This is a genomic window from Roseibium aggregatum, assembly GCF_017309185.1.
In the GTDB taxonomy this organism is placed as follows: domain Bacteria; phylum Pseudomonadota; class Alphaproteobacteria; order Rhizobiales; family Stappiaceae; genus Roseibium; species Roseibium aggregatum_B.
In genome coordinates this window covers 256,970-277,978 of sequence record NZ_JAEKJZ010000003.1, presented here as the reverse complement: position 1 = coordinate 277,978, position 21,009 = coordinate 256,970, and the positions used below count along the sequence as shown (strand labels likewise).

General features: G+C 61.7%; 21 protein-coding genes. 17 read left to right on the top strand and 4 right to left on the bottom strand.

The genetic code is table 11. From position 1 onward, the window contains the following. Positions 1–3 precede the first annotated feature (3 nt). From JF539_RS16465 to JF539_RS16425, 9 genes are all read left to right on the top strand, one after another. Positions 4–702, top strand: coding sequence for an HAD family hydrolase (locus JF539_RS16465; protein WP_328809263.1), 699 nt, complete (start codon positions 4–6; stop codon positions 700–702). Position 703: 1 nt separating this feature from the next. After that, positions 704–1,660, top strand: a complete 957-nt coding sequence (locus JF539_RS16460; protein WP_207141789.1) for a sugar-binding transcriptional regulator — start codon at positions 704–706, stop codon at positions 1,658–1,660. Positions 1,661–1,823: 163 nt separating this feature from the next. Beyond that, positions 1,824–3,125, top strand: coding sequence for an ABC transporter substrate-binding protein (locus tag JF539_RS16455; protein ID WP_207141788.1), 1,302 nt, complete (start codon positions 1,824–1,826; stop codon positions 3,123–3,125). 119 nt (positions 3,126–3,244) lie between these two features. Beyond that, complete coding sequence (locus tag JF539_RS16450) at positions 3,245–4,111, top strand: carbohydrate ABC transporter permease (RefSeq protein WP_207141787.1); 867 nt, start codon at positions 3,245–3,247, stop codon at positions 4,109–4,111. A 12-nt stretch (positions 4,112–4,123) separates the two neighbouring features. After that, positions 4,124–4,954 carry a carbohydrate ABC transporter permease gene (locus tag JF539_RS16445; protein WP_207141786.1) on the top strand — a complete coding sequence of 277 codons (831 nt, stop codon included), beginning with the start codon at positions 4,124–4,126 and terminating at the stop codon, positions 4,952–4,954. A 14-nt stretch (positions 4,955–4,968) separates the two neighbouring features. Further along, the gene (locus JF539_RS16440) at positions 4,969–5,973 is read left to right on the top strand and encodes an ABC transporter ATP-binding protein (RefSeq protein WP_207141785.1); all 1,005 of its coding nucleotides are present in this window, start codon (positions 4,969–4,971) and stop codon (positions 5,971–5,973) included. After that, entirely contained in the window at positions 5,970–6,743 is a 774-nt protein-coding gene (locus JF539_RS16435) for an L-iditol 2-dehydrogenase (protein ID WP_328809254.1), read from the top strand. Before JF539_RS16440 ends, JF539_RS16435 begins: the two co-directional genes overlap by 4 nt. 3 nt (positions 6,744–6,746) lie before the next feature. Next, entirely contained in the window at positions 6,747–8,213 is a 1,467-nt protein-coding gene (locus tag JF539_RS16430; RefSeq protein ID WP_207141784.1) for a mannitol dehydrogenase family protein, read from the top strand. 139 nt (positions 8,214–8,352) lie between these two features. Continuing rightward, positions 8,353–8,889, top strand: coding sequence for a TlpA disulfide reductase family protein (locus JF539_RS16425; protein ID WP_207141783.1), 537 nt, complete (start codon positions 8,353–8,355; stop codon positions 8,887–8,889). On the opposite strand, the gene JF539_RS16420 is transcribed toward JF539_RS16425, so the two are convergent. From JF539_RS16420 to JF539_RS16405, 4 genes are read right to left on the bottom strand one after another with little or no spacing between them, the layout of a single operon-like run. Further along, positions 8,878–9,753, bottom strand: a complete 876-nt coding sequence (locus tag JF539_RS16420; protein WP_207141782.1) for a heme ABC transporter ATP-binding protein — start codon at positions 9,751–9,753, stop codon at positions 8,878–8,880. The genes JF539_RS16425 and JF539_RS16420 overlap by 12 nt on opposite strands. A gap of 9 nt (positions 9,754–9,762) precedes the next feature. Next, positions 9,763–10,896 carry a FecCD family ABC transporter permease gene (locus JF539_RS16415; RefSeq protein ID WP_207141781.1) on the bottom strand — a complete coding sequence of 378 codons (1,134 nt, stop codon included), beginning with the start codon at positions 10,894–10,896 and terminating at the stop codon, positions 9,763–9,765. An 8-nt stretch (positions 10,897–10,904) separates the two neighbouring features. Then, positions 10,905–11,801, bottom strand: a complete 897-nt coding sequence (locus tag JF539_RS16410; protein WP_207141780.1) for a heme/hemin ABC transporter substrate-binding protein — start codon at positions 11,799–11,801, stop codon at positions 10,905–10,907. Next, entirely contained in the window at positions 11,798–12,886 is a 1,089-nt protein-coding gene (locus JF539_RS16405; protein ID WP_207141779.1) for a hemin-degrading factor, read from the bottom strand. The genes JF539_RS16410 and JF539_RS16405 overlap by 4 nt, the downstream gene beginning before the upstream one ends. Positions 12,887–13,131: 245 nt before the next feature. Here JF539_RS16405 and JF539_RS16400 point away from each other — a divergent pair, with 245 nt between their 5' ends. The 8 genes from JF539_RS16400 (at position 13,132) to JF539_RS16365 (ending at position 21,009) form a co-directional block, all read left to right on the top strand. Continuing rightward, complete coding sequence (locus JF539_RS16400) at positions 13,132–15,255, top strand: TonB-dependent receptor domain-containing protein (protein WP_209017361.1); 2,124 nt, start codon at positions 13,132–13,134, stop codon at positions 15,253–15,255. A gap of 63 nt (positions 15,256–15,318) precedes the next feature. Then, positions 15,319–16,005 carry a MotA/TolQ/ExbB proton channel family protein gene (locus JF539_RS16395; protein ID WP_209017360.1) on the top strand — a complete coding sequence of 229 codons (687 nt, stop codon included), beginning with the start codon at positions 15,319–15,321 and terminating at the stop codon, positions 16,003–16,005. Then, positions 15,995–16,381, top strand: coding sequence for a biopolymer transporter ExbD (locus tag JF539_RS16390; protein ID WP_207141778.1), 387 nt, complete (start codon positions 15,995–15,997; stop codon positions 16,379–16,381). Before JF539_RS16395 ends, JF539_RS16390 begins: the two co-directional genes overlap by 11 nt. A gap of 44 nt (positions 16,382–16,425) precedes the next feature. Further along, positions 16,426–16,779 carry an ExbD/TolR family protein gene (locus tag JF539_RS16385; protein ID WP_209017359.1) on the top strand — a complete coding sequence of 118 codons (354 nt, stop codon included), beginning with the start codon at positions 16,426–16,428 and terminating at the stop codon, positions 16,777–16,779. Next, complete coding sequence (locus tag JF539_RS16380) at positions 16,776–17,954, top strand: energy transducer TonB (protein WP_207141776.1); 1,179 nt, start codon at positions 16,776–16,778, stop codon at positions 17,952–17,954. The genes JF539_RS16385 and JF539_RS16380 overlap by 4 nt, the downstream gene beginning before the upstream one ends. Positions 17,955–18,041: 87 nt before the next feature. Continuing rightward, positions 18,042–19,148, top strand: coding sequence for a LacI family DNA-binding transcriptional regulator (locus JF539_RS16375; RefSeq protein ID WP_207141775.1), 1,107 nt, complete (start codon positions 18,042–18,044; stop codon positions 19,146–19,148). After that, complete coding sequence (locus tag JF539_RS16370; RefSeq protein WP_209017358.1) at positions 19,145–20,140, top strand: ABC transporter substrate-binding protein; 996 nt, start codon at positions 19,145–19,147, stop codon at positions 20,138–20,140. The genes JF539_RS16375 and JF539_RS16370 overlap by 4 nt, the downstream gene beginning before the upstream one ends. Positions 20,141–20,205: 65 nt before the next feature. Beyond that, a complete protein-coding gene (locus tag JF539_RS16365; protein ID WP_207141774.1) occupies positions 20,206–21,009 on the top strand; it encodes an ABC transporter permease in 804 nt (267 codons plus the stop codon).

Below are 21,009 nucleotides of genomic sequence, written 5' to 3'. Positions count from 1 at the left end.
CGCCTGGAGACGAAACTGGCCGCTTCCGAACACATCGACCTTGTCATCTTCGATTGCGACGGCGTCTTGATCGACAGCGAAGTCATCAGCGCGCGCATGCTGGTGGAGGAACTGGCGAAACGGCAGGTCCACATCACGATGGACTATGTCGCCCACCATTTTCTGGGGCGCAGCTATCCGATCGTCCTGCAGCAGATCCGCGAGGAATTCGGCGTCCATCTGCCGCCGGAATTCGAGACGGAATACCGGGCGAACCTGCTCGCCGCCTTCGAAAACGATCTGCGCGCCATTCCAGGCGTCAAGGATGTGATCGATACCCTGGCCTGCGACTATTGCCTCGCCACCAGTTCCAGCCCGCCGAGGCTGGCCCGTTCGCTGGAAATCGCCGGCCTGACGGAAAAGTTTTCCGGGCGGACAACCACCGCGTCCGAAGTCCGGCACGGCAAGCCCGCCCCGGATCTTTTCCTGCTGGCGGCGGAAAAACACGGGTCCGATCCCGCAAATTGCCTGGTGATCGAGGACAGCGAAAACGGCATCAAGGCGGGCCTCGCGGCGGGAATGCGGGTCTGGCGGTTCACCGGCGGATCGCATCTGAAACACCTGGCGAACACCCCGGACGCCGCGGCAGGCGCCGCGCAAGTATTTGCATCTTTCGGCGAATTCTATCAGCTTATGCCGGATCTGCGACGAACCGGCAATTGACATGAAACAGAAAACCTCCGCCGAAGTTTCCCGCCTGGACGACGCAGCTCGGGCGGGCTGGCTCTACTATGTGGCCGGGAACACCCAGGATGAAATCGCCCGCAAACTCGGCGTCTCCCGGCAATCCGCCCAGCGGCTGGTATCGCTTGCCGTCAGCGAGCGGCTCATCAAGGTGCGCCTCGACCACCCGATCGCCCATTGCATGGAACTCAGCAGCCTTATTGTGGAACGGTTCGGGCTCAAGAGCTGCGAAGTGGTGCCGTCCGATCCCGACGCCCCCGGCTCGCCCATCGGCATCGCCCAGGCGGCCGCCGCCGAGATGGAACGCCAGTTCCGCTCTCAACAGCCGAAGATCATCGCCTACGGCACCGGCAGGACCCTGCGTGCCTCGGTGGACCAGTTGCCCGCCATGGACTGTCCGCAGCACCGGATCGTTTCCCTGCTCGGCAACATGATGTCCGACGGGTCCGCGTCGGCCTACAACGTCATCATCCGTCTGGCCGACAGGATCAATGCCCGCCATTATCCCATGCCCCTGCCCGTTTTCGCCAGAAGCCGCGAGGAACTCCAGCTTCTGCACAATCAGGAAGCCGTGCACAACATTCTGGACCTGATCCGTCAGGCCGACGCCACCTTTGTCGGGATCGGCAATATGGGCCCCTCCGCTCCGCTCGCCGTCGACGGGTTTGTCAGCCTCGATGAAATGCGCGCCATGGAGAACGCCGGGGCAGTCGGTGAAATCACAAGTTGGGTCTATGACAGGAACGGCGCGTTGATCGACGGCCACACCAACGACCTCGTTGCAAGTGCGCCCCTGCTGCCCGCCGGCGAAAAACCGGTCTACGGGGTGGCCGCCGGGGACATCAAGGTCCCGGCCATGCTCGGTGCGCTCAAGGGCAAATTCATTAATTGCCTGATCACCAACGAATCCACCGCAGAGCAATTGCTCAAAGCCTGAGCATATTCTCACCGAAATTATCCAATTGTTTTTAAATGTGTTTTTGCGCTGCAGCGCGAATTCTTAATGATTTTGCACGTTTCCAGCCTTGACTCTGCTTATAAATTGAGATGAATATTTGCCCGCTTGACTGGCAATTGCCCATCTCGCCTGGGAGGATAATATGGCATTTCATATCCGTGCGCTGCTCGGCGCATGTTCGGTTGCTGCGCTTTGCGTTCCGGCAGCCGCAGAAACACTCACCATCGCAACCGTGAACAACGGCGACATGATCCGCATGCAGGGTCTGACCAAGGATTTCACGGAAAAGACCGGCCACGACGTCGAATGGGTCACGCTGGAAGAAAACGTTCTTCGTCAGCGCGTCACCCAGGACATCGCCACCAAGGGCGGTCAGTTCGACATCATGACCATCGGCATGTACGAAACGCCGATCTGGGGTAAGCAGGGCTGGCTCGTCTCGCTCGACGACCTCCCCGAAAGCTACGATGCCGACGACATCCTGCCCGCCATGCGTGGCGGTCTGTCCGTCGACGGCACGCTCTACGCCGCACCGTTCTACGGCGAAAGCTCCATGATCATGTATCGCACGGACCTCATGGAAAAAGCCGGGCTGGAAATGCCCGACGCGCCGACCTGGGAATTCGTGGCGGATGCAGCCCGCAAGATGACCGACAAGGACAACGAGATCTACGGCATCTGCCTGCGCGGCAAGGCGGGCTGGGGCGAGAACATGGCGTTCCTGACCGCCACGTCCAACGCTTTCGGCGCCCGCTGGTTCGATGAAGACTGGAAGCCCCAGTTCGACAGCCCGGAATGGAAGGAAACACTGACCTTCTATCTCGACCTGATGAACGAGGCAGGCCCTCCAGGAGCCTCCACAAACGGCTTTAACGAAAACCTGTCGCTGTTCCAGCAGGGCAAATGCGGCATGTGGATTGACGCCACGGTCGCCGCTTCCTTCGTGACCAACCCGGACGACTCCACCGTCGCGGACAAGGTCGGTTTCGCCCTTGCTCCCGACACCGGTCTCGGCAAACGCGGCAACTGGCTCTGGGCCTGGGCCCTGGGGATTCCCGCCGGCACCAAGAAGGAAGCCGCCGCGAAGCAATTCATCGAATGGGCGACCTCCAAGGAATACCTGGAACTGGTCGCTTCCGAGGAAGGCTGGGCAAACGTTCCTCCGGGTACGCGGACCTCTCTTTACGAGAACCCGGAATACGCCAAGGTGCCTTTCGCCAAGATGACCCTGGACAGCATCAATTCGGCCGATCCGACCAACCCGACTGTCAAACCGGTTCCTTATATCGGCGTGCAGTTCGTCGCGATCCCCGAGTTTGCCGGCATCGCCACCCAGGTCGGCCAGGAGTTCTCCGCGGCGCTGGCCGGACAGCAGTCGGCTGACGAAGCCCTCGCCAAGGCGCAGGCTCTGACGGCGGAAGAAATGGAAGCCGCAGGCTACTAAGGGTTCCTCCCTGACTGAAGGGCGGGGTTTGCCTCGCCCTTCTTCTTTAAACGACAAAGCTTTCGCCCATCCGTGACGGTCAGGCCGGTGATCCGCCTGTCAACCGAGTAGGTGCGCCCATGGCAACCCAGCATTCCCGCTCCGCCGCCCGCATCATGATGGCGCCCGCCGTTATCCTGCTGCTCGGCTGGATGCTCGTCCCGCTGACGATGACCCTCTACTTCTCCTTCAAGAAGTATCTGCCGCTGCGCGGCGGCGATCTCGGCTGGGTCGGTTTCGACAACTACGTCCGCTTCGTCTCCTCAAGCGCCTTCTGGCCGAGCATCCAGACCACGCTGATCATCGTCGGCGGCGTTCTGCTGATCACGGTGGTGCTAGGCGTTCTGCTCTCGATGCTTCTCGACCAGCCGATGTGGGGACAGGGCGTCGTTCGCATTCTGGTGATCGCCCCCTTCTTCGTCATGCCGACCGTTTCGGCGCTGGTCTGGAAGAACATGTTCATGGACCCCGTAAACGGGCTCCTGGCCTATCTCTGGAAATTCTTCGGCGCCCAGCCGGTCGAATGGCTCAGCGACGCGTCGATCTTTTCGATTGTGCTGATCGTCTCCTGGCAATGGCTGCCCTTCGCGACCCTGATCCTTCTGACCGCGATCCAGTCGCTTGACAGCGAGCAGCTGGAAGCCGCGGAGATGGACGGAGCGCCGCCGCTCTCCCGCTTCGGCCATATCGTTCTGCCGCATCTGTCCCGCGCGATTACCATCGTCGTGCTGATCCAGACGATCTTCCTGCTCGCCATCTTTGCCGAAATCTTCGTCACCACGCAGGGCTCCTTCGGCACGAAAACACTCACCTACCTGATTTTCCAGCGTGTTCTGGAAAGCCAGAATGTCGGCCTGGGCTCGGCCGGCGGTGTCTACGCAATCATTCTCGCCAACATCGTCGCGATCTTCCTGATGCGCATCGTCGGCAAAAACCTGGACGCGTGAGGAGGAACGAGCATGGCCCGCAAAATCACCACACGCCGCAAGACCCTCAACACCCTGTTTGCCTGGGGCATCGGCCTTCTGATCTTCTTCCCGATCCTCTGGACGATCCTGACCAGCTTCAAGACAGAGGCCCAGGCGATCGCCGATCCGCCCGTGTTCCTGTTCTTCGACTGGACGCTTGAAAACTACGCCATTGTCCAGGAACGCTCAGACTACATGCGTTTCCTCTGGAACTCGGTCATCCTGGCGGGCGGTTCCACGGTGATCGGTATCGCCATCGGTGTTCCTGCGGCCTGGTCTATGGCCTTTGTGCCCTCGAAACGCACCAAGGACATCCTGATGTGGATGCTGTCCACGAAGATGCTGCCCGCGGTCGGCGTGCTCTATCCGATCTATCTCCTGTTCATCAAACTCGGATTGCTGGACACCCGCCTCGGCCTGACCATCGTCCTGATGCTGATCAACCTGCCGATCATCATCTGGATGCTCTACACCTACTTCAAGGAAATCCCGGGCGAGATCCTGGAGGCCGCGCGCATGGATGGCGCGGGGCTCAAGGAGGAAATCCTCTACATCCTGACTCCGATGGCCATTCCGGGCATCGCCTCCACCTTGCTGCTGAACATCATCCTGGCCTGGAACGAGGCGTTCTGGACCTTGAACCTGACGGCGGCCAAGGCAGCTCCCCTGACAGCTTTCATCGCCAGTTATTCAAGCCCGGAAGGTCTCTTTTACGCAAAGCTCTCCGCGGCCTCGACCATGGCGATCGCACCGATTCTCATTCTCGGCTGGTTCAGCCAGAAACAGCTTGTACGCGGCCTCACCTTCGGCGCGGTTAAATAAGGCGGAACAAGAAAATGGGCCAGATTACGCTTAACCAGATCACCAAGAGCTTCGGCGAAGTGCAGGTGATCCCGCCTCTGGATCTCCAGATCGAGGACGGCGAGTTCGTCGTCTTCGTCGGACCGTCCGGCTGCGGCAAGTCCACCCTCCTGCGGCTGATCGCGGGGCTGGAAGACGTCACCACCGGCGAGATCCTGATCGACGGCAACGAGGCCACCCGAGTGCCGCCGGCAAAGCGCGGCCTTGCCATGGTGTTCCAGTCCTATGCGCTCTACCCGCATATGTCGGTGCGCAAGAACATCGCCTTTCCGCTGCGCATGGCCGGCATCGACAAGGAAACGCAAAAGGCCAAGGTCGAGGCGGCGGCAAAGGTTTTGAACCTGACCGACTATCTCGAGCGCAAGCCGGGACAGTTGTCCGGAGGTCAGCGCCAGCGCGTTGCCATCGGCCGGGCCATCGTGCGCGAGCCGGCAGCCTTCCTCTTCGACGAACCGCTGTCGAACCTCGACGCGGCCCTGCGCGTCAACATGCGCCTGGAAATCTCCGAACTTCACAACTCGCTTGAAACGACCATGATCTACGTCACCCACGATCAGGTCGAGGCCATGACCATGGCCGACAAGATCGTGGTGCTTCGGGCCGGTGTGATCGAACAGGTCGGAACGCCGCTCGAACTCTATCACACGCCGCGCAACACATTCGTCGCGGGGTTCATCGGCTCGCCGAAGATGAACTTCCTGACCGGTGCGTTCGCCGAAGAATACGGCACGGACACCATCGGAATCCGGCCGGAACACCTGGACGTCTCCCAGAGCGAAGGCAAATGGTCGGGCGTCGTCAGCGTGTCCGAACATCTGGGATCCGACACCTTTCTTCATGTGGATGTGAACGGCCTTCCCGATCCGGTCACGGTCCGCGCCACCGGCGAGTTCGGAGTCCGTCATGGCGATACGGTACATCTCACCCCGGATACCAGCAAGATCCACCGCTTCGACAAACAGGGACTGAGAATCGCATGATGCGTCTGGAAGGAAAGTCGGCGCTGATCACCGGCGCGGCGCGTGGGATCGGCAAGGCCTTCGCGGCCCGCTATGTTGCGGAAGGCGCGACGGTTGCCATCGCCGACATCAACCTGAAAGGGGCAGAGGCGGCCGCGGCGGAAATCGGACCGGCGGCCTATGCCGTTCCGCTCGATGTCACCGATCAGGCCTCCATCGACGCGGCCATGGCCACTGTCGAGGAGAAGACAGGCGGCCTCGACATTCTGGTCAACAATGCCGCGCTCTTCGATCTGGCTCCCATCGTCGAGATCAGCCGCGAGAGCTACCAGCGCCTGTTCGACATCAACGTCTCCGGTACGCTTTTCACGATGCAGGCGGCGGCCCGTTCCATGATCAGGCGCGGCAAGGGCGGCAAGATCATCAACATGGCCAGCCAGGCGGGCCGCAGGGGGGAGCCCCTGGTCGCCGTCTACTGCGCCACCAAGGCCGCCGTCATCAGCCTCACCCAGTCGGCCGGACTGAATCTCATTGAACACGGCATCAACGTGAACGCCATCGCACCCGGCGTGGTGGACGGCGAGCATTGGGACGGCGTCGACGCGCTCTTTGCGAAATATGAAGGCCTTGTTCCCGGCGAGAAAAAGGCCGCCGTCGGCGCCTCGGTTCCCGCGGGCCGCATGGCGACCGCCGACGATCTGACCGGCATGGCCGTATTCCTGGCCTCAAGCGAAGCCGACTACATCCTGGCCCAGACCTACAATGTCGACGGCGGCAACTGGATGAGCTGACCAATGACCAAGAAACTGGACGAAACTGTGCTCCATTCGCTTCCCGAAAACGTCCTGGCCCCGGCCTATGACCGCAATCTTCTGTCCCCCGGCATTCTTCACATCGGCGTCGGTAATTTCCACCGCGCCCACCAGGCCATTTACCTCAACCGGCTTTTCGAACTGGGCGAGGGACACGACTGGGCGATTGTCGGCGCCGGGCTGAAACCTTACGATTCCGCCATGCGCGAACGGCTCAAGGCGCAGGACTGGCTGACGACCGTTGTCGAACTCGACCCGAACGGCCTGAGCGCCCGCGTCTGCGGCTCCATGATCGACTTTCTCGAGGTCGATCCGGTCCATCTGATCGAACGTCTCTGCCAGCCCGATATTCGCATCGTGTCGCTCACGATCACCGAAGGCGGATATTTCGTCGATCCGGTGACCGGCGGCTTCGATGCGTCTCACCCCGACATTCAGGCCGACCTGAAGGCGCCCGAGACCCCTGCTTCCGTCTTCGGGGTTTTGGTCGCTGCACTTGCCCGCCGCAAGGAAAGCGGACAGGCCCCGTTCACGATCATGTCTTGTGACAACCTGCCGGAAAACGGCCATGTCGCCAAACAGGCGGTCGTCGGCTACGCAGGCGCGCTGAACGACGGACCGGCGGACTGGATCGAGAAAAACGTGGCCTTTCCGAACGGCATGGTGGATTGCATAACGCCCGCGACCGGCGAGCGCGAACGCGCCCTCGTCAAGGAGACCTTCGGCCTCGAAGACGCCGCGCCGGTCGTCTGCGAACCCTTCCGTCAGTGGGTGCTGGAAGACAACTTCCCGGCCGGCCGGCCCGCTCTTGAAAAGGTCGGCGTGGAGTTCGTCGGCGACGTCGCTCCCTATGAACTGATGAAGCTGCGCATTTTGAACGGCGGCCATGCGGCCATCGCCTATCCCGGCGCCTTGCTCGGGCACTACTTCGTTCACGATGCGATGGCCGATCCCCTGATCCACGCCTACCTGAAAAAGCTGGAGGAGACCGAGATCCTCCCCACCGTTCCGGTAATCCCGGGCGTCAGTTTTCAGGACTATCTTGCAACGGTCATGGAGCGGTTTTCCAACCCGGCTGTCGGCGACACCATTCCCCGCCTTTGCCTCGACGGCTCCAACCGTCAGCCGAAATTCATCCTTCCGACCATCCTGGACAGGTTGAACGCAGGCCTTTCCGTCACCGGTCTGGCGCTGGAAACCGCGCTATGGTGCCGCTACTGCCTGGAAAAGGACGAAGCCGGAAAACCGCTGACGCTGGAGGATGAAAACGCCCCGGTTCTGCGGGCCTGGGCGCAAAGCGTTTTCACCGGAAACGCCGAAACCGTCACGTTGCCGGACCTCTTCGGAGAGCTCAAGACCCACAAGAACTTCGAGCACGCCTTCCGTGGCGCGGTCGGGAACATCTCCAATCACGGCGTCGCCGGAGCACTCAAGAATTATCTTTCCTGAGCGCGTGATACGCCCATCGCACGCATGTGAACTTTCGTGAAATTGCATTAAAAGCCTGAGAACCTATCTACGGCGCAACAGGCCGGGCGCGTCATTCAGAACGTCCGGCCATTCCTCAGCAAGCGCACAGGGGTTCGGAATGGGTCTGATCAATCGACGTGACGTTCTGGTCGGCGGCACGCTTCTGGCGGTGACCGCCGGCCGGGCGCAGGCCGGCGAGGAAGAGTTGCACAAGCTCGGCCTGGCCAGACCGCCCTTTGCCATCGACGACCCGGTCCTGAACGTTCCGGACCTCGCCGGCGCGGTACACAGGATCGAAGACTATCGCGGCAAAACCGTTGTCGTCTCCTTCTGGGCAACATGGTGCCCACCCTGCCGCAAGGAACTGCCGACGCTGGCAGGGCTGAGCCGGGAACTGGCTCCGGACCGCTTCGCTGTGTTGGCGGTCAATATCGGTGACAACCAGAACAAGATCCAAAGCTTTCTCGACCGGATCGATCACGACGGCCTGCCCGTCCTCATGGACAAAAGCGGAAAACTGTCCGGCAAGTGGTACCTGCGCGGGATGCCGGTCACCTACGTCGTTGACGGATCGGGCGATGTCATCCTCGCGGCCATCGGGGAACGGGTCTGGGATTCCCCCGAGATGATCGCGGCACTTACCTCACTGGGCTGAGGGGTTCTGCCTGTCCTGCCGGACGGGAACGACGAGAGGTGCGTCCACGTCGGCCGGTTGGGAGATACGCAACGGAAAGTCGTAAGCCTCGGACAAAAGCTCCGGTCGCATGATGGCATCGCGGTTTCCATGCGCCAGAAGGTGTCCCTGCTTCATCACCAGGACCTTGTCCGCGAAGGCCATGGTGAGATTGAGATCGTGCATGACCGTCACCACTCCGCCGCCTCTTGAGGCATAATCCGCCGCCAGCTGCATGATCTGATACTGGTGCTTGATATCGAGGCTCGAAACGGGCTCATCCAGGAACAACCAGCGCGGCGGTCCGTCTTCCGGCACGGGCTCCCAGACCTGGCACAGGACCCGCGCAAGCTGCACCCGCTGCTGCTCGCCGCCGGAAAGGTCCTGATAGATTCGACCTTCGAACCCCGACAGGCCGACCTTGAAAAGCGCGTCCGCGATGCGCCGTGCGCGATCGGCCCGTCTTCCAAGCACGTTGATGATCCCGAGCCCGACCACTTCGGAAACCGAAAGAGGGAAGGCGATCTGGCTGATCTGCGGCAGCACGCCGCGCATCTCGGCCATTGCATCGGGGGTAAGCAGCGAAACGTCCCGACCCGCCAGACGAATGTCTCCGGTAAAGGACATCTCTCCCGTGATCGCCTTCAAGAGGGTGGTTTTACCCGACCCGCTGGGCCCGATGATTGCGAGAAACTCACCCGCTCTGGCCTGAAAGGAGACCTCCTTCACGATGACCGCTTTTCCGATGGAGACACCGGCGCGGGCAACCTCAAGGCTGGTCTCACCTCCTCCACGGTGGTCCTTTTCGGTTTGCTCAGGCCGGGCGGGCCTGAAGTGAAAAGACATTCAAGCCTCCTAAATTCCGGTCAGGCCGCGTTTGCGCAGCAGGATCCAGAGAAAGAACGGTGCGCCCGCAAAGGCCGTGATGATGCCGATGGGCATTTCCGCCGGCGCGACGATTGTCCGGCTGAGCGTGTCCGCCGCAATCAGCATCACGGCACCCAAGAGCGCAGACGCGGGTAGCAGATACCGGTGGTCCGGTCCGATCGTCAGCCTGAGCAGATGCGGCACCACAATGCCGACAAAGCCAATCCCGCCGCTTACTGCGACGGATGCGCCGGTCGCGCCCGCAACCAGCAGGATGCTGAGGTTCTTGAGCCGCTGAACCCGGATGCCGATATGAGCCGCCGCCGCCTCGCCCAGCGTCAGACCGTTCAGGCCGCGTGCGAGAAACGGCACGCTGAAGAGCATGACAAGGATGATCGGTGCGGCCGAGGAAACCTTTTCCCAATTGGAGCCCGCCAGGGAGCCGAGCCCCCAGAACTGCAGGTCCCGCAACTGCTGATCGTCGGCCACATAGACCAGAATGCCGGTCATCGCTCCGGTCAGGGCCCCCAGGGCAATACCGGCCAGCAGAAGGGTTGCGACCGACGTGATGCCACCGCGTGTGCCGATCCGGTAAAGCAGCAGGGTATTCACCAGACCGCCCGCGAAAGCGGCAAGGGGCACGGCGTATATTCCCAGAACCGCCATGACGGGGGCAAAGGCGGCATTTCCCAGAACGATAAACAGCGCCGCGCCGAGCCCGGCCCCGGCGGAAACGCCGACGATCCCGGGATCCGCCAGAGGATTGCGGAAGAGGCCCTGCATGACCGCGCCCGAAACCGCGAGCGCGGCTCCGACCAGGGCCCCGAGCACGACGCGCGGCAGACGGATCTCCGTGACGACAATCCAGTCCCGGGGCGAAACGCCCTCGGGAACCGCGCCGCTTGAATAGGACGAGAGACTTGTCAGGTGAGGAAGCAGGTCGAATACCGGAACGGAAATCGGTCCCGTTGCCAGACTGCCCAGCATGGTCAGTGCCGTCACGGCTGCAAGAAGGACGATGACGGCCCGCGCCAGGGTTTCCCGGTTGCCGGTCCGCGCCTCCCTCAGACCAAGCAGATTTTTAAAACCCTGAACGCCCGTCCTGGCCGCCGTTTCGCTCATTGCTTCTTTCAACTCCTGATGTCGGCGAGCCGGGCCGCCAGATCCCGAATCGCATCGGCCGTTCTCGGTCCGAAACCGAGCAGATACTGGCCCGGCATCCTGATGAGACGTTTGTTCTCACCCGCCGGCGTGCGCGCCAGGGCGGGATGGTTAAAGAGTTCGTCTCCGCCCGCGACGTGATCCCCGACGCGGTCCATCATGAGCACCACGTCCGGGGCAGCGCTGAGAATGGCTTCGTCGGTGAGCTGCTTGTAACCGGAAAACCCGTCAATGGCGTTTTGCGCACCGGCAAGCTCCAGAATGCCGTCGGCCGCGGTGTCGCTCCCGGACGCCATGATGCTCCCTCCCCTCGTGGAGAGAACGAAAAGAACGCGCAGGCCCTCGGACTGCCCGGAAGCTTCGGCGTGCGCCGCCTCAAGATCCGCTTCCAGCTTTTGAACGAGGTCTCCGGCCTTGTCCTCGACGCCGAGCGCCGCCCCGACCGCCCGGACCTTTTCGACGATCCCCCGGGCCGTGAACTCGTCTGGAATGTTGCGCACCGGTATGCCGGATTTTTCAAGAAGACCGACCGTTTCCGGCGGCCCGCTGCCGTCCAGAAGCAGGATGAGATCCGGATCTACCGACATCACGCCTTCCGGAGACAGGGCCCGCATGTAGCCGACATCCGGCAATGCATTGGCCGTCTCCGGGTAGATACTGGTGGTGTCGCGGGCGATCAGCCGGTCTTGCTCACCCAAAGCGAAAACGATTTCGGTCACCGATCCGCCCACCGAAACGATGCGGCTGGCGGAGGTTGTTCCGTCGTCTTCGGCAAACAACGTTTCCCCCGGCGTCACCAGCGCGGCGACGGACAGCGCTGTCGCCGCGGCGAGGCCGAGCAGTTTTGAGGGCTTGTAAAAGATCATTCCGCAGCTCCCAGATGAACGGCACGGTCGAGTCGAGGCAGGTTTTCCGCCAGTCCCCGCCAGTCGGACCGTTCGGCATTGCCTTCACCGCGCACGCCGAAGAACTGGATGATCTGCTCACCTGCGCTGTTATAGGCTTCGATGGAGGTCACATGGCCGACGTCGGCCGGCTTGCGCACCGCCCAGACCTCGTGGATGTGATCGGTTCTCAGATGAAGATGGAACGTCGGATCCATGACATTGATCCAGGGTCCCTTGTCCATGACCGTCGCAATCTCGCCCGAGTGAATTTGAATGCAGCCGCGGTTGGCGACGAAACACATAATCGGAATGCCTTCGGACGCGGCAATCCTGAGCAGCGCGGGAACCGCGCCGGCATCCAGTGGCCAGGCCCAGCTCTCTCCGGCCAGTTCAAAGGCGCTGACCCTGTCGATATCCAGATCCTTCAGCATCCCGTGAAACTGGTGCGGGTCGGTCATAGCTTCCCAACGGCTGCGCAATGCGTCTTCAACACCCTCAATCGGCCGTTTCCTTGAGAAACTCTCGGCCACCGAGACCTCGGGTAGCCGGCCCGGCGTCTGATCCTCCAGGACGAGCCTGTCGACCAGTCTCTTCCAGGCCTCCAGATCCGTCGCCGGACGGGCATGGATCTTCTGCACCGCGTCGCCGTGGGCATCGAAGAACTGGAGGGACCGGCGCACGTCCTTGCCGTCCGGTTTCTCGACTGCAAAGCCGTGAACCCAATTGGACGGGAACATGCGCAGATCGATCTTCTCTCCCAGCATCAGGGCGGCGCGTTTTCCGGGAACAAATTTCTCGAACGGTCCGATCTTTTCGTGAACCGCGCTTTCGTTCCGGGTCAGCGCCATCACTTCTCCAACCTCTTTCAAGCCCGGAAAAAGGTCGTCGAAACGCGGCGCGATACGACGGGCTCCGAACCCGACGAAACTTCCAACCAGCTCCGCTTCGGAGATACCCAGACTGAGCGCCAGATCCCGTTCGCGCATCTTCGGATTCTCTTCTCGCGCTTGCCGGACCTCGAAGGCACTTGGCCTGGCTTCTGCGGTTGTCTGATCGGTTCTCATGCTCTTGCCCTAGTGACTGTGGTCTGACGTTTCGCACTGCGCCCCATTCACCCTGCGGAAACCACCCCAGCGGAGAAGTTAGAATAATTCCAGTGTGTTATCTTATCGCGGCGCCGCGAACTTATACTTGACTTATATATTCAGATTTAATTAAGACATCAATATCTGAGTTAAGGACTCATGTTTAAAACGCCGTTTGAGAGGCGGCGATAAGGACGCAAAACGCGCACTCTTGGAGCAATTTAATGGGGCAGAATAAAACGACCCGCGCCTGCTTGCTGGGCGGTGCCGCCCTTTGGGTTTTGATGATTAACGGCGCGGCTGTCGCGCAGGATGCAAGTGATGACACGGCAGCACCCGCCGATGCGACAACCTCAACGCCGGACGTGACTCCGCTTCAGCGGATCGTGCTTGGAACCGGGATCGAAAAGGTTGCCATCGACACGCCCCAGGCTGTCACGGTCCTGGACCAGGAAGCCATCGACGAACTGCAGCCGCGAACAATCGGCGACCTCTTCAACGAAATTCCCGGCATAACCCCGATCGGAAGTAACTCGGTCTTCGGGGAAAGCTTCAACATCCGCGGCATCGGCGAGACGCTGTCCAGCGACGAAACCCGCATCATCATGCAGGTCGACGGGGTCAACAAGTTCTTCGAACAGTACCGGATGGGGTCCTTCTTCTCCGATCCTGAACTTTACAAGCAGGTCGAAGTTCTGCGCGGCCCGGCGTCCTCGACCCTTTACGGGTCCGGTGCAATGGGCGGCGTCATTTCATTCACCACCAAGGATGCCAGCGACTTTCTGGATCCGGGCGACATGATCGGCGGCCGGCTGAAAGGTTCGTGGGATTCCAACGGAAACGGCTGGCTGGGTAGCGCGATCGTCGCGACGGAACCGGTCAAGAACCTCGAGGTCCTCGGCGCGATCAACTATCGCCAGTCCGGCGACATAACGGACGGTGACGGCAACAAACTCCCCGACACCGACTTCGATGCCATCAACGGGCTGGTCAAGGCGCGCTACAGCTTCGGCGCCAACGAAGATCAATCCGTCTTCGCAAGTTACCAGAACTGGTCGAGCGACGAAAACAATCAGAGCTACGACCAGCTGACCTGGGGTACGACCTTCGGGGACGTCGACCGGACGGTGACAGACCAGACAGCCATCGTGGGCTACGAGAATTCCTTCTCCGAGAACGACCTTCTGGATCTGAAGGCCCAGATCAGCTGGTCGGACACGCGGGTAAAACAGGAAAATCAGGACGAAATCTGTTTCGGTCCCTTTGTCTGTACCTATCCCTTCGGCCTCGCTTCCGAGTACTCCTACGAAACCTGGCAAGGCAAGGTCGACAACACCGCGACATTCTCCTTCGGCCCGGACTGGACGACCTATCTGACCACCGGTCTGGACGCCCAGTATCAGGAACGCCGGAACCCGCGTTACTTCGCGAACTACACACAAAGCGGCTCCTCGACTCACCCGGAAGGCGAAACCAAGAACGTCGGCGGATATGCCCAGGCTGAAGTCGTCTGGAAAGAGCGGGTCACGCTCATTCCCGGCATGCGCGTCGACTACAGCAACGTGTCGATCGGCAGCTATGTGAACAGCTCCGGCAACCTCGTGAGCGCCGACGACAGCAAGAGCGAAGTCGGTGTCTCTCCCAAGCTGGCCGCCATGGTCAAGGTGACCGACTGGTTCGGCGTGTTTGGCTCCTACGCCCACACGGAACGCCTTCCCTCCCTCGACGAAGTGTTCGTGAACTACACGGTCAACGACATCAAGAAGGAGCTGTCGAACAATATCGAAGGCGGCGTCACGTTTTCCTTCGACGACCTCGTCCTCGACGGCGACGCCTTCCGGCTGAAGGCGACCGCGTTCCGCAACAGCATCACCAACTACTACGCAAGTTACTGGGACGGAACCACGGTTCAGACAGATATCATTCCGAACGCCAGATATCACGGCCTGGAAGTTGAAGCCTCTTACTACACCGACAGCGTGTACGGCACGCTCGGCGCGTCCATGACACGCGGCAAGAACGTCACCACCGGCGGTTACCTGAACGCCGTGCCCGCCGACAATCTGTTCCTGAAGGTCGGTTACGCCTACCGCCCCTGGAACCTGGATTTCGGCTGGCGGGGCGATTTCTACGCAACACAGGACCGTGTCGGCACGGACGAAGACAAAACCGGCGGCTACGTGCTTCACAATCTCTACGCGGCCTGGAAGCCGGACGAAGGCTTTATGGCCGACAGCGAACTCCGCTTCAATGTCGACAACGTTTTCGACACGTCCTACCGGCACCACCTCAGCGACGACGAAGGCGCCGGCCGCAGTTTCAAATTGAGTTTCGCCAAGAAATTCTGACCAAGACCCCGCCGCCGGACACCTTCCGGCGACGGGACCCCACACCGTCCAGAGGAGAACGGCATGCTGTCTGAAATCATCGATCCCATTGCCTCGCTGCTTGCGTTGGGCGGCCCGGTGGTCTCCGTGATCGCCGGGCTTTCGGTCATCGCGCTGGCGCTCGTCCTTGTGAAGGCCGGTGAGTTTTTCTATTGCGGCATCGGAACGCCCCGAAAGGCAAGAAGTGCTGTCGAACTCTGGCAATCCGGCCGGCCGGGCGACGCCAGAAACTGTCTCGCGGCACCGAAGGGCGCGGCGGAAAGAGCCGTTGCGCAAACCATCGGGCTTCTGGAAGCCCGGACCCCGAAACAAGACATCGAGGAACGGATCGGCGTCATGGCTGCCGGCGACCTGCACCACTTCTCAAAGGGCGTGCGCGCCCTGGAAGCGATTGCCCAGGTTGCTCCCCTCATCGGCCTGTTCGGCACGGTTCTCGGCATGATCGAAGCCTTTCAGGCGCTTCAGTCCGCGGGCAGCAATGTCGACCCTTCCGCATTGGCCGGGGGCATCTGGGTGGCTCTGATGACGACCGCGGCCGGTCTCGGCGTCGCGATGCCCGTCTCGCTGGTCGTCACCTGGCTCGAGGGCCGTCTGGAGGCCGAGCGCGTTGCCATTGAAACGCTGACCTCCTCCCTTCTGATGCAGCAGTTCGCGGTGACCGGCGAAGAACCGCGTGCCTATCCGGAACAGTCTCTCGCCTATGCACGTTGACCGGCCGATCCGCAGGCAGAAACCGATCTCCCTGACGCCGCTGGTCGACGTCATTTTTCTGCTTCTTCTGTTTTTCATGCTGTCCTCGACATTTACCAATTTCGGCCAGGTCGAGATCGGCGCGCCTGCCGGAGGCGGCGGCAGCGGCACGGTACCAAAGGCGATTCTCGTTCTCGACGGCGAACGGCTTCGCCTCAACGGACGCGACATTGCCGATGAAGCGCTTCTGCAAAGCGCTCAGGACCTGATCGACCGGGATATCGACAGCCTGCTCGTGCAGGTGCGCGAAAACACCACGACCCAGAACCTCGTATCCGTCATGACCCGGCTGAGATCGCTTCCCGGCCTGAAGGTAACGGTGACGGGCAGCGGATGATCAAAATTCCCCAAAAACCGGTCAAACGTCCACTCGAGTCGACCGTGTCTCTGATCAATATTGTTTTTCTGATGCTGATCTTCTTTCTTGTCGCAGGGCAGCTCGCCCCGCCCCAGGATCGTGAGGTGACACTGTCCGAAGCCGCAACGGAGGACCGTATGCCTCCACCGGACGCCCTTTACGTGCGCGCCGATGGGGCGCTGTATTACCGGGACGAGCCGATCACGGCCGAGACCTATCTGACAGAGCACTCGAAAGCCGGGGACGAGGCGGGACAGCTGGTGAAACTTGCCGCCGACAAAGACCTTGAGGCAGGCCGTTTGCTGGAACATGTCAGCGCGCTGTACAAGGCCGGGGCCGAACGTGTGGTCGTCGTCACGCGGATACTGCGCGAATGAGGTCGCTGCGCAAACCGGTCGTCGCCGCACTTGCAATCTCCCTTGCACTCCATTTCGCCATTGCGGTCGCTCTCACCTACAAAAAACGCTCCGATATGGAATTCGAGGGCGCGGGCGAGGTTCAGCATCCCGTCCTCGGTGAATCGCCCTTCAACACGGTCGCGGCCGGCACGATAGACAGTTCCGCGATTTCGGAACCCGTTGAAAGGGATGACGCGACGCAACCGGTTTCCCGGCCGAAACCGGTCGTGGAGGCCGTCCAGCCTGCGACTCAGCCCGCCGTTGCCCCCGTTGCCGCGGCTGCCGTCGCCACGCCTGAACCGCAGTTGAGCGCCAGTCTGCCGGACATGACGCCGAACGCCCTGGCCATGATGCAGGCACCCCGGGTCGAGCCGCTCGAAACCTTGCCCCCGATTGAAAGCCAGCCGGAAAAAACGCCGGACAAGACGACGGAAGCACTTCCGCAATCCGCCAAAGTTCCACCCGGCTCGAGCGAGGCAGCCAAACCGGCGCCTCCCGCCGCCCCGGTGGAACAAGCCGAACCGGACGAAGCGCAGCCTGTCACGCCAACACCGGCGAAAGCCGTACAGCCGTCCGACCCCCGAAAGGTGGAAGCGATAGAGGTCGAAGAGACGGATGTCGCCGTGACAGAGACCGAAACCGCCGAAACGGAACCTGTTCCAACGCCGCCAAAGAAGCCGTCCCCTGTTCGCCAGAAACCGGACGCGACCAAGCAGGTGAAAAAAAACGCCGAGCGCAAATCCGTCAAGGCGGAAAATCCCAGGAAGAACCAACAGAAAGCCGAAAAGGCAAGCCGGGCCGGAAGCGGAGGAAAATCGGGACGCACGGCCCAGAAAGGCGGTTCTCAGCGCAAAGGCAAGGGCAAGACGGCCGGAAACTCGGACGTGACCAACTATCCGGCGAAAGTCTATCGCAAGCTGCTGCGAACCGTGCGGGCGCCGCGTGGCGGCAAGAAGGCCCGCACGGATGCGGTTGTGCGCTTCACAGTCAGAAAAAACGGGTCGGTATCAGGCACGCGCCTCGCGCGGTCCTCCGGTTCGAAAAATTTCGATCAGGCCGTTCTGAAGGCGGTGCAGCGGGCTTCCTTCCCCCCGATCCCGGCCGCCGCCGGACGCAGCAGCTGGACCTTCACGCTTCCGGTGGCAATGAAATAATCGAAATCGCGGACGCTTTCATCAAACTGACATCGCGCCCCTGTAAGACATTTTGGAAACGTTTCCAATTCAGGGAAAGCACCGGTTTTGAAACAGCGCCCGCCCACGATCAAGGACGTCGCCGAACAGGCCGGCTGCGGCATCGCGACCGTCAGCCGGGTTCTGAACGGCAGCGGATCGGCGAGCGCGGACACCAGAGAAAAGGTGCTGGCGGCCGTCGACGCACTCGGCTTTGAGTTCAGCGCGCTGGGTCGCTCTCTTCAGTCGAACTCGACCAAGACCATCGGCTGCATCGTGCCCTCTCTGGCCAATCCGATTTTTGCCGAGGTCGTCCAGGCCGCCCAGCACGAGGCCCACCGGGAAGGCTACCAGCTCATCCTTGCCTGCTCCGAATATGACGAGGAACTGGAACTTCAGGCCGTACGCACCCTGATTGCCAAGAAGATCGACGGCCTTGTCCTGACCGTGAACAATGCGGAAGACAGCGAAGCCCTGGCGCTGATCGGCAAAAGACAGGTTCCCTGTTCGCTGGTCTACAACCGGTCGGTCCATGGCCTGCCGTCCTGGGCAATCGACAACCGGAGCGCCGCCCGGGAGGCGGCACGGGCCTTTCACGGTCACGGCCATGTCCAGACGGGATTTCTCGCCCTGCGCTTTAACCGGTCCGACAGGTCGCGCGAGCGCTACGAAGGCTTCGTCGAGGCCTGCCGGGACTATGGCATGGCCGAGCCCCTGCTTCTCGAGATCGAGGAACAGGACGGCAATCTCCTGGACCTTCTCGGAACGCTGCTGACAGAACACAAAAGCCTGACGGGAATCTTCGCTTCCAACGACTTTCTTGCGCTCGCGGCCATGAAGGCGGCGCGGGCGCTCGGCCGGCGCATTCCGGAAAACCTCTCCCTGATCGGATTTGACGGCATCTCGACCGGCCTGATGGTCGACCCGCATCTGACGACCATCGAAACCGATCCCAGGACCATGGGCCAAGGCGCGGTACAGACCGTCCTGGCCCGGCTGCTCGGCCGGCCCGTGCCCGGGCAGCCCGCGCCCGACACCACTTTCCGTTTCCGGCCAGGCGGCAGTCTCGGACCGCCCGATCCCGGAAGGACCGATGGCAGAGAAGCTGCCACTTCCCTGCCATCCTCCGAGCAACCCCCTAACCGTTTGAGTTCACGTCAGGAGTCACCGACATGAAACGTACACTTATCGCATTGGCCGTGACAATGGCCGCCGTTCTTCCGGCAAAAGCCGAGGACGCCGTCTGCTACAACTGCCCGCCGCAATGGGCCGACTGGGCCTCCATGCTGGAAGCCATCAACGAAAACCTCGGCATCAAGCTGCCGCACGACAACAAGAACTCCGGCCAGACCATGAGCCAGCTTCTGGCCGAAAAGGACGCCCCGGTCGCCGACGTCGCCTATTACGGTGTGACCACCGGCATCAAGGCCGGCAACGAGGGCATCGTTCAGGCCTACAAGCCGGAAGGCTTCGACGACATTCCGGACGGCCTGAAGGATCCGGAAGGCAAATGGTTCGCCGTCCACTACGGCACGCTCGGCCTCTTCGTGAATGTCGACGCGCTCGGCGGCGCACCGGTGCCGCAGTGCTTCGCGGACCTGAAAAAGCCTGAATACCGCGGCATGGTCGGCTATCTCGATCCGTCGTCCGCCTTTGTCGGCTATGCGGGCGCCGTTGCCGTGAACCTCGCTTTCGGCGGCGACCTTGAAAACTTCGATCCGGCCATCGACTACTTCAAGGACCTGGCCAAGAACGATCCGATCGTTCCGAAGCAGACCTCCTTTGCCCGCGTCGTGTCCGGCGAGATCCCGATCCTGTTCGACTACGACTTCAACGCCTATCGCGGCAAATACGAGGAAGACGGCAACTTCGAATTCGTCCTGCCGTGCGAAGGCTCCGTGCGCGTGCCCTACGTCATGAGCCTTGTCGCGGGTGCTCCGCATGAGGAAACCGGCAAGAAGGTGCTCGACTTCATCCTGTCCGACAAGGGCCAGGCCATCTGGACCAACGCTTACCTGCAGCCGTCCCGCCCGGTCGAACTGCCGAAGGAAGTCGCAGCCAAGTTCCTGCCGGCCAGTGACTACGCCCGCGCGGCCGCCGTTGACTACGCGCACATGGAACGCGCCCAGGCCGGCTTCGGCGAGCGCTACCTGAACGAAGTCAAGTAAGCTCACCCGAAAACCGGACCGGTGCGCCCTCGCGCACCGGTCTCCTTTTTCAAAGCCCAAAAGCAATGACCAGCAGAACATTCGTAGCCGCGTGCCTGGTGCCGCTGGCCGCCTTTACCCTGGCTTTCCTGGCGCTGCCCCTGGTGCGTCTTCTGCAAGGCTCCGTCGAAACGGAGGCCGGCTGGGCAATCTATCTGCAGATCCTCCAGAAACCCCGTTACCTGGAAACCCTGGTCAACACGGTTCTGGTGTCGCTCGCCGTCAGTGTGACAGCTCTTCTGATCTCCACCGTGGCCGGCGTCTTTCTGGCCCGCAACCGCTTCTTCGGACGCGGCCTGCTGTTATCGATCCTGACCCTGCCGCTCGCCTTTCCCGGCGTCGTCGTCGGCTTCATGATCATTCTGCTCGGCGGCCGACAGGGGCTCTTCAACCAGCTTCTGCCGGGGCACGTTGTCTTTGCCTATTCCCTGACTGGCCTCTTCCTGGGCTATCTCTATTTCTCCATTCCCCGTGTTCTGCTGACCGTGATGGCAGCCGTCGAAAAGCTCGACCCGGCTCTTGAGGAAGCGGCCCGCACGCTCGGGGCCTCGCCTCTGCGCGTCGTCGTCGACGTCATCCTGCCGGGGCTCGCGCCCTCCCTTGTCGCGGCGGGTGCGATCGCCTTCGCCACCGCCATGGGCGCCTTCGGAACGGCCTTCACGCTCGCCACCAACATCGACGTGCTGCCCATGGTCATCTACACGGAGTTCACGCTGTCGGCGAACATCGCCATGGCCTCCGCGCTGTCGGTCCTGCTGGGACTTGTGACCTGGGTGCTGCTGCTTGCCGCGCGCAGCTTCACCGGCACCACCGTGGCCGCGGGAGGGTGA